General features: G+C 61.0%; 7 protein-coding genes. All 7 read right to left on the reverse strand.

The genetic code is table 11. The annotated features are described in order from the left end of the window. Positions 1-901 (reverse strand): glycosyltransferase family 4 protein (locus GXH28_RS14795; RefSeq protein ID WP_169239795.1); only part of this gene is annotated, 901 nt, incomplete at its 3' end. Next, a complete protein-coding gene (locus GXH28_RS14800; protein ID WP_169239796.1) occupies positions 885-1,676 on the reverse strand; it encodes a methyltransferase domain-containing protein in 792 nt (263 codons plus the stop codon). The genes GXH28_RS14800 and GXH28_RS14795, both read right to left, overlap by 17 nt. Then, entirely contained in the window at positions 1,673-2,581 is a 909-nt protein-coding gene (locus tag GXH28_RS14805; RefSeq protein ID WP_169239797.1) for a sulfotransferase, read from the reverse strand. The genes GXH28_RS14800 and GXH28_RS14805 overlap by 4 nt, the downstream gene beginning before the upstream one ends. 7 nt (positions 2,582-2,588) lie before the next feature. Further along, positions 2,589-3,365: an FkbM family methyltransferase gene (locus tag GXH28_RS14810; protein ID WP_169239798.1), complete on the reverse strand. Its 777-nt coding sequence runs from the start codon at positions 3,363-3,365 to the stop codon at positions 2,589-2,591. Between the two features lie 190 nt (positions 3,366-3,555). Continuing rightward, a complete protein-coding gene (locus GXH28_RS14815) occupies positions 3,556-5,211 on the reverse strand; it encodes a hypothetical protein (RefSeq protein WP_169239799.1) in 1,656 nt (551 codons plus the stop codon). A 260-nt stretch (positions 5,212-5,471) separates the two neighbouring features. After that, positions 5,472-6,731: a glycosyltransferase gene (locus GXH28_RS14820; RefSeq protein ID WP_169239800.1), complete on the reverse strand. Its 1,260-nt coding sequence runs from the start codon at positions 6,729-6,731 to the stop codon at positions 5,472-5,474. A gap of 6 nt (positions 6,732-6,737) precedes the next feature. Then, on the reverse strand, positions 6,738-8,294 hold the full coding sequence (locus tag GXH28_RS14825) for an alkaline phosphatase family protein (RefSeq protein WP_169239801.1): 1,557 nt from the start codon (positions 8,292-8,294) through the stop codon (positions 6,738-6,740). Between the last annotated feature and the right edge of the window lie 139 nt (positions 8,295-8,433).

Here is an 8,433-nt window from a genome sequence, read left to right on the forward strand (position 1 = left end):
GCAGCGCAGTGACATTCGACGTGATCACCGGCGCGCCGCACTGCATCGCCTCCAGCACAGGCAGGCCGAACCCTTCATACAGCGAGGGAAAAACAAATGCCTCACAGCCACTGTACAGGCAGGCTAACATTGCATCATCCACGTAACCGGTCAGCACCAGTCGCTGTTGTCCTACGGCCTGGACGTAATCGCGCTTGAGCTGCTGCCCTACGTCAGTCTGGTGGTTGCCTACCAGCACCAGTTGAACATCCGGCAAATCAGATACAGCCTGCAGAAAGGCCTCAACCAGGTTGAGCACATTCTTGCGCGGCCGGAACGCGCCTACCCACAACACATAGCGGTCACGAATACCCAGGCGGTGTCGCGCGTATGTTACATCTTCTGCCGGCTGCGGCGACCAGCGCAGGTCAGCCGCCTCCGGCGTGACAAACAGACGTTGTTTCAAAAAAGGATACACGCCCAGCACCTCACGGCGACAAAATTCAGACACAGTAAGCGCAGCGCGCGCGCGCCAAGCGCTCAGCGCGCCGAGCAGGTTCTGCAGAATCACCTGGCGCGGGTAGTGGTAACGCGGATGGGTGCGAAAGCTAACATCGTGGATCGTCACGACATAGGGCGCGGCAAGCAGGGGACCATGATACGTGACGTGCAAGCCATGCCCGCCATAGCGCTGCATCATCCGCGGCAAGCCCACCGTCAAGCGCCACCCGTCACTGTCCCGAGGTAACGTTACCACCCGCGCCGCCCACGTCGCCTCAACCGGCGCGCTCGGGCGGATGAGGCCAGCCACAGTAATGCCCTCTGCCTCCAAAACTGGCCACTGGCGCAGCAAGTTGATCACGTAGGTCTCGTTACCTGTCTCTCGCTCGCCCACCATGTGGGCATCAATCAGCACACGCATGAGCAGGTTTCCTGGCCACCAGCCAGATATAGGCAGGATCGGTCGTATCCAGCATCTCGACGATCAGGCCCTGCGCACGCACCAAGCGCGTCACGCTTTGCGGCGGCAGCGAATGCTGCATTAGAGTCTCCATATACATGACCTCCTCGCGCCCGTAGCGCCGCCGGCGCCAGCGGCGGGGAGCCAGCCAACGCCACAGCCATCGCAAACGTGTCAGCCGGGATCGTAGAGTCACATACCACCGCCGCAAGGCATATAAAGGACGATACGAGAATTGAACACACATCACCCCACCCGGAGACAACACACGGCACATCTCGGCTACATAGTGCATCGCCAGGCGCGCGTCGGGCACATGTTGCAGCGTGAGATACGAAAATATCACATCATGGCTGGCATCAGCCAGATTGCTTAGGTCAAACCCATTGCCCTGCACCCAGGTAATGTTATCAGCCGCGGCCAGCAAAGCCTGTCCGCGCGCCAACATAGCCGCGCTGATATCGAACGCGGTCACAGCGCGAAACCGGCGCGCCAGCGCCGCGCTTAACCGGCCAATTCCGCACCCGAAATCGAGCGCGCGGAGCATCTCCGGTTCTAGCCCCAGCCGACGCAGATGGGGCACGAGATAGCGCTCTACGTCTCGCTCACCGGAATGGAAGAAATCATCGAGCGACTGATACCCTTGCTCAGAACAAATGAAGTGCGCGGCATCCAATTCTGCGCGCCGATTCCAATCGGTGCGCATGGTGAGAACTAAATCATTGAATTGGGTCATAGGCTATAGCCATAGCGCAGCATACCCGGCCAACACATTAGGGCAGTCTGACGCCGCATCCATGCCGGCAGCTCAGTGCGCCAGGCATCGTCAAGACGAAGCACCACCTCGCCTGCTGCGAGGCGATAGATATTGCCCTCCACGCTGTGTCCGGGGCGGAGCAACGCGACGCCATCATTTAGGAAGCTCAGCGCATCCTGCACCCCCACTAGGCCGAGCACCCTACCCAGCGCCTCGCGCGGGGCGGCAATCAGATCTTCATAGCGCAGCAACATTCCACCCACCCGCGCGCGCCAGCGCTCGGCCAGCACATTTTGCACGCTCCATTCCAGGGCGGCCTGCAGCCCTTGTTTGCGCTGCAGGCGCGCCGCAGCCGGCGCAGGCATGCCGGAGCGCTGGCGCTGCCAAGAGAACACCACCGCGCGCGGATCGCGCACCAGATGCAACGGACACACCCGCACATCCGGCATTCGCGCCAGCAGCGCTGCGTAGGCGGTGGTGCGCGACGTATCCACAACAACCCTGCTGCCACTTTGGTCGGCAACCGCGTGGTAGAGTCGGCCCAACACGGCAACAAAGCGATCCAGGTCGGCGTCACGGCCGGGTGAGGGCAGCGGACGCCACGCATGGCGCGTGCGGGTATAGCGCATCCGCATCACATCCATCCACACCGGGTCAAGGTAATCCAGGCAGCCCCAGGCACACCGAAAGACAGCCTGCCAAAAGTCGCACCGGCCGATTGCTTGGCCGCAGGCGCACAGCCGCTGCGTCAGCCCCGGACGCCAGAGCTGGCGGAGCTCCCCGACGTAGAAGAGGTTGGCGACCTGATCGAGCAATCGCCCCAGCAGCGTGCCGCCAGAACGCCCGGCGCCAGTAATGTAGAGAACAGTGAGTGTGCCCGTCATGTTCTCGTCAACAGCCCGGCAGGGCCAGGATATGCCAGGTGGCGCTATTCTCCGTCACGGTTCCCGGCGCTCCAAGCCACTGCTGGGCTTCCAAAGCATACATCGCATAGCCCAGGTCGCTCAGGAAATCCCACAGCGCCGGCCAGGGCGTGGTGGCATGCACTTCCACCAGCAGGCGCGGGCGCACGCGGCGCAACACACCTTCGCCCCCGCGCACTACGGATAACTCCCCGCCTTCAACATCTAATTTGATGAAGTCAGGGTCGGGCAGGCGCAGCTCGGCCAGAAGACTGTCAAGCCGACGCACTGCAACGCCGACAGGCGATGCTCCTTCGGCGACCAGATGCCCCATGGCAGCAACGCCCTTCGGCACCGCCAAGCCGGCGCGCCCATCGCACTCACCCAACGCCAGCGTGAGCAGGTGAACATGATCAAAGCCGTTGAGCGCCACATTCTCGCGCAGACGGGCCACTGTGAGGGGGTTCGGCTCGCAGGCGATCACGCGGCCTGCCTCGCCCACAGCGCGAGCAAAGAACAATGTAAAGACGCCCTCCCACGCGCCTACGTCGTATATCACTTGTCCACGCCAGTCCTGAGCAGCCAGCCAGCGCTCTTCTGGGGTCAACGGGCGACCGGGAAGAAAGCCCAGTCCCCCACGCCGGCGCAAACCACGGGCCAGTCCACTCCGCGCAGTGTAGGTGAAGTGCAGATGTGGGCGCAACCAACGCGCCAGCGCTGCACGCAATGCCTGCCGTGGGACAAGCAGGAATTTTACGGATGCCATTGGCGCCATATTCTATGCGCCTATGGCGCCCGCAGGCAGGGCGCCCGGTTTCTCCCTGCCCACGGCCATATACCCTGCCTTACTCCGCGCATAGACAAGCAGTGACGTCATCATGAAAAGAAGTTGGGCGGCCGAATCTGTATCCGGCCGCCCAAAACATTAACGGCGGGAATGCGCGCGCAGCAAAGCCTTAGCGGTTGAAGCCCACGAAAGCGTCAGCATCATCCAGGCCACTGAGCAGGTTGTTGAAGATACGGATCGGCACGCCACCCGAGGCGGTCACCCGCACCGTGCCCTTGAACATGGGGCCCAAGGATTGGGTCTGTGCGATCGAGGCATTAGCACCGGCACGCGTGTTGAAGCTATACTGTGCGCCCGGGGCCAGGGTGATTGGATTGCTGTTGCCGTCCAAGGTAAAGGTTTGGGCGACGGTGCCATCCGGCTTATAGAAGGTCACCGTCAGGTTGGTGGAGCTGTTGCCGACGTTCTGGACGGTGAGCGAGGAAAACGCCGGGAACAGCTCGGCCTGAGCAGCATTACAAGTGCCGGTGCACACACGATCCATCCGCGGCAGCAGGGCCGTATCCGTTGCGCCGGAGGCGCCGAAGAAGTTAAACGCGCTGGCGTAGTTCTGGAACGACGCCGGTTGCTGGATGAAACTGAAGCCCACAATCGGCTGGTCGGAGGTGAACTTCACCGAGCCGTTCCAGTTGCAATGAGTGGCCGCCCCGGTGCCCGGGTTGTACCCATTAGCGAATGCACTCCAGAACGGCCCATTCGACTGATCGAAGCCCAGCGCACCTGCGAACATGTTCAAGTTCCAGGTGCCGAACGGGCCGATCTGATAGGTGATGCTGTAAGTAGCCAACCCGGAGGGTGCGTTGACCCCAGTGCCAGTGTTGTTACTACGGATAAACGTCGCCGTCACCGTGGCCGTGGTGGCAGTGGTGTTTTGGACGGCGAACTGCGTGTAGAACACAAACGTCGAGTAATTGGCAAAGGTGCATGGACGAGAGCTAGCAATAGGCGCGCCGACGCGCGCCACCAGAGGGCCAAACAGAGTGGTGGTTGCCTCGCTAAAGGGAATGGCCGTATAGTCCGCTGCCCAGTTTTGCTTGGTAGGCACCGAGCCGATAAATCCGTCGAAATTCCACGACTGCTCGGCCACACCAACGATGGGCTGAGTAGCAGTGACACGGGCCGAGAAAGCAATACTGGCCGGCGCAGTGTTCATACCGGTGGGCAGATCGGCATCCACTACAGTGTTAAACGTGCGGGAGCCGTACGGCTGCAGGGTGATGATCGTCGGCGCATAGACGGTGCCGTCAAAGTTGCGGTAGTTGAGATACACCGTGGCCGGCGAACCGCTGGTGTTCTGCACCGTATAGCGCGTGCTGAGCTGGGCCACCGTGGGATTGCTCGCTTGCTTCACACGCACGAGGACAGGGAAGTAGATGTCGGTCGAGCCGGCGTTGAAGGCTTCGTAGGCGCTGGCTTCGGTGCCTAAGGTCTGTAGAGAATCAGTCTCAGCCGCCAGCCGGCCGGTGTATTTGGTCTGCGCAGCAGCGATGATGTCCTGATCAGACGAAAGCACCACGCTGCCCGACCAGTTAGTAGGCAACGGACCATCAGGCGTTTGGCCGGCCGTGATGTCCAGCCGCCCATTTTGCGGCAAGGTGTGGGTCGAGCCAGAGCCAGATGGGATCGTCCCATTTGGGTCGTAATATGTAGCGACCACTGTGGCCGAGCCTGTGCCCACATTCATCACGCTATACGTGGTAGTGCCACTGCCATACGGCATGATCAGGTCAGCGCGCGCCACCCCATAGGCGCTCAACGCAGCCACAAGCGAAGCTGTAATTGTTACAGATCGAAAGAATGGACGTTTGCTCATGATTAACCTCACTTATGCACATGTCAAGTCACGGCGCGCATTCCCGCACGCCGCGCACAGTATGCATGCGTTGCAGTGACATGGACAATACGCTTTTTGGGTGATTGGTCGGGTGGACGCAAGTCGGCAACACGAAATAGCCAAGCAACGGGCACTCGGCTTGCCGGCAACAACTTTATTACACAACACAGCACGCTACCGGTGTATACAGATCACACGCCGAAGCTTATATCGTCGCGGGCTAATCGCGCACGGACAGCCGGGTAAACTTCTTCCCACAACTGCGCAGTATCGTCAGCGGTATAACGGCGCAACCAGGCCAACGCGCGCGTGGCTAATTCAAGCCGCAGCGCAGGGTCATCCAATAGGCGTAACACCGCTGCAGCGAAGCTCGCTGCGTCATCGGCGATCATGGCCTCTTGTCCAGGTCGGGCGGCGATGCCATCGTTGGCTACTGAGGTCATGACAACCGGGCAACCACGTGCAAAAGCATTGATCACTTTTATGTGAATCCCGCCGCCGGTGCGCAGCGGTGCAATCAACACTCGACTACGATCGTATAGCGCGATTAGATTTTCTACATAATCATAACAATGTACGGTAGAAAGGCAACACCAGCGCGCGCGATCGGATACCCGGCGCATCCCCGTAATGGCGAGCGTTGTTCCAGGGCGCCGATGGCAGATGCGTGGATAGATGTCGCCGAGGAACCAGTCTAACGCCTCGCGTGTACGCGGATCGTGTCCGTTACCCACATACAACAGGTCGTATGCCTCGTTATCATTACCTCTTTCGGGCAGAAGATGGGGCAGAACCTGGCCGGCAGCATCAAACCAGACTGGCAGCATGAACACTGGCGTGTGGGCCGGCACGAAGGAACGCAAGAAAGCGCGATCGGATTCGGTATGACACACCACCGCATCGGCAGTGGCATACAGACGCAGCTCGCGCGGGATGCCCAGCACTGCCTCACGCACCGTCCACCAGCGGCTAAGATGGTGCTGGGTGGGGCGCAACAGGTTACGCAAATGCAATTTGGCGATCACGTCTATCGCATGCGCCACGCGCACCGGTCGCAGCGATAGACTGGCAGCCGCCTGACTAACGGCCTCGAAGACGTGAGGCTGTACAGCGTGGATAACATCGGGGCGAAAGTCGCGCAAGGCGTGCACCGCCGCCCGCTGCAGGTCCACGCTGCGCACAAAGGCATAGGCCAGAGGATGCGCCAGCGAGAACATCAGGCGTCGCGCGCGCCGCAGCAGCCCGCGATCGGCATAAGCGGGGTAAAGCGGAAATTCGTCCGTGGTGCGCAGAGCCGTGGCCAGCTCACGCTCATGCGGACGCGCCACGCAGAGAAAACCCGCTGCGCCGCCGCGCATTCGCCCCCCTGCTGCGTAGTGAAAGATAAGCTTGCCGCCTGTATGAGGTGCTTCCGGAGAAGGGACAAAATCGGTGGCGAACAGCACTCGCATCGCCAGCTACTCCAGATAGCCCAGCGCACGCAGGCGGGCACGCAACAAGGCATCGTCATCCTGCTCTCCCAGCCCAGAAAGATCGCCCGATTGACCAGAATCTTGCACACCTGGCTGCAAGCCATACAACTGCATCAGCCACCGACCCAAACCGGGCAAGTCGGCGACCGGCAGATTTGGCTGCACGTTTGTCGCGCATAGCGCGCGATCGGTGTGCGTGGCGGTGTAGGGCAAGGCATCGGCAAAAATCGCCTGAGCAGGCGCAGTATGGCCAGATAAGGGAATGTGATTCTGCAGCGCGTGATCCACGGGGTGAAAGGTCTCCAGAATTACATCCGGCGCGGCTTCCAAGAAGGGCGAATCTGGATAAAGCTGCTCACGCGGCCAGGCGGCGGCGAACACCGGTAGGCCAGTCAGCGGATCGCGCAGGTCGAGCGCCGCTGCGATGAGGCGCTCGCGCAGGCGATGATAGTCGCGCCCTGGCGCAATCAGACCGCGCGGCTCGCGGCCGGCCAAGTTGATGCGCAGCCCGCCGGCGGCGGAATACCATGCGCTGGTGCGCGACCAATCCACTGCCGCCTCAAATGCTGCCTCGTGCATCTCACCAAGCATCGGACGTCGGCCAAACAGAGTGCGCTTCAGCACACGCGCTGGCTCCCAGTTGCGCAGGCGGTGGAGTACCCCAGGGACTTGCGCCGTGCGTGCTAGAGAACGCAAGGCCAACCAGCCCTGCTCGCGCAGCCAAGCATTCATGTTCACCTTGCGGCTACAAGGACCAAAGCCGTGGTCAGAGACGACTACCAGCAGATCGGGCCGCGTCGCTTCCCATAGCCGGCCAAGTGCAACATCCAACGCGCGATATAAGCGCGGGATACCTTCGGCAGTGCGTGAAGTCACATCGCAGCGCGATCGCAAGGGATGGTCAGCCATCATATCGGCCCAGAAAAAGTGTTGCACGCGATCCGGCTCAGTATAGACGACCAAGGCAAATTCCCATGGATGAGCGGCCAACAGATCTAGCGCAGCATCGGTGCGGCGCGCCACCTGTGCCTCGATGCGATCCAGATAGGCCGCGCGATCTTCATGCTCTGCCGGCGGCTCAGCGTCAAGCGGATAGCCCGACCGGCGCAAATGATGACTGAGCGCCGGTGGATGCGTGAAAACCACGTCTGAGCTAGGGGTCATCTGGCCGCATACCAAAACGCCATTGAACGGACGTGGGGGATAGGCCATTGGCGGGTTGATCACTACACTGGGGCGGCCAACTGCGCTCAGCCGCTCCCATAGGAAAGGTAGGTGCACCCCTGCGGTAGTGTGCAGCCGTGTGCGATAGGTGCCCGAGACATGATAGGCAAAGCCGAATATGCCATGCGCTGCCGGCGGTGCAGCAGTCAATATGCTGGCCCAAGCCACTGCGCTTTCAGGACGAACAGTGGACGCGATTTCGGAAAACATGCCGCCCTGAATTAGGCGCGCCAAATGGGGCAGCCAGCCCTGAGCGATATAGTCGCGCACCAGAGTCGGCTCCGCGCCATCCCAGCCTATCACGAGTACTCGGCTCACCTTTGAATCCTTAGAACCTATCTCTAAACTTACGGAACGAGCCATAATAGGGATATGGATAATACCAGTGGGACGCGATACGCCGACGTTGCAAGTTGGGAGCTGTCTGATAGTCTGTGGGCGCGCATTGAACCGTTGT

The sequence above is a fragment of the Candidatus Roseilinea sp. NK_OTU-006 genome (assembly GCF_012931985.1).
In the GTDB taxonomy this organism is placed as follows: domain Bacteria; phylum Chloroflexota; class Anaerolineae; order J036; family Brachytrichaceae; genus JAAFGM01.

Coding starts and splice junctions, on each gene's coding strand:
- GXH28_RS14800 (WP_169239796.1), bottom strand. CDS start 1,676: ATGACCCAATTCAATGATTTAGTTCTCACCATGCGCACCGATTGGAAT.
- GXH28_RS14805 (WP_169239797.1), bottom strand. CDS start 2,581: ATGACGGGCACACTCACTGTTCTCTACATTACTGGCGCCGGGCGTTCT.
- GXH28_RS14810 (WP_169239798.1), bottom strand. CDS start 3,365: ATGGCATCCGTAAAATTCCTGCTTGTCCCACGGCAGGCATTGCGTGCA.
- GXH28_RS14820 (WP_169239800.1), bottom strand. CDS start 6,731: ATGCGAGTGCTGTTCGCCACCGATTTTGTCCCTTCTCCGGAAGCACCT.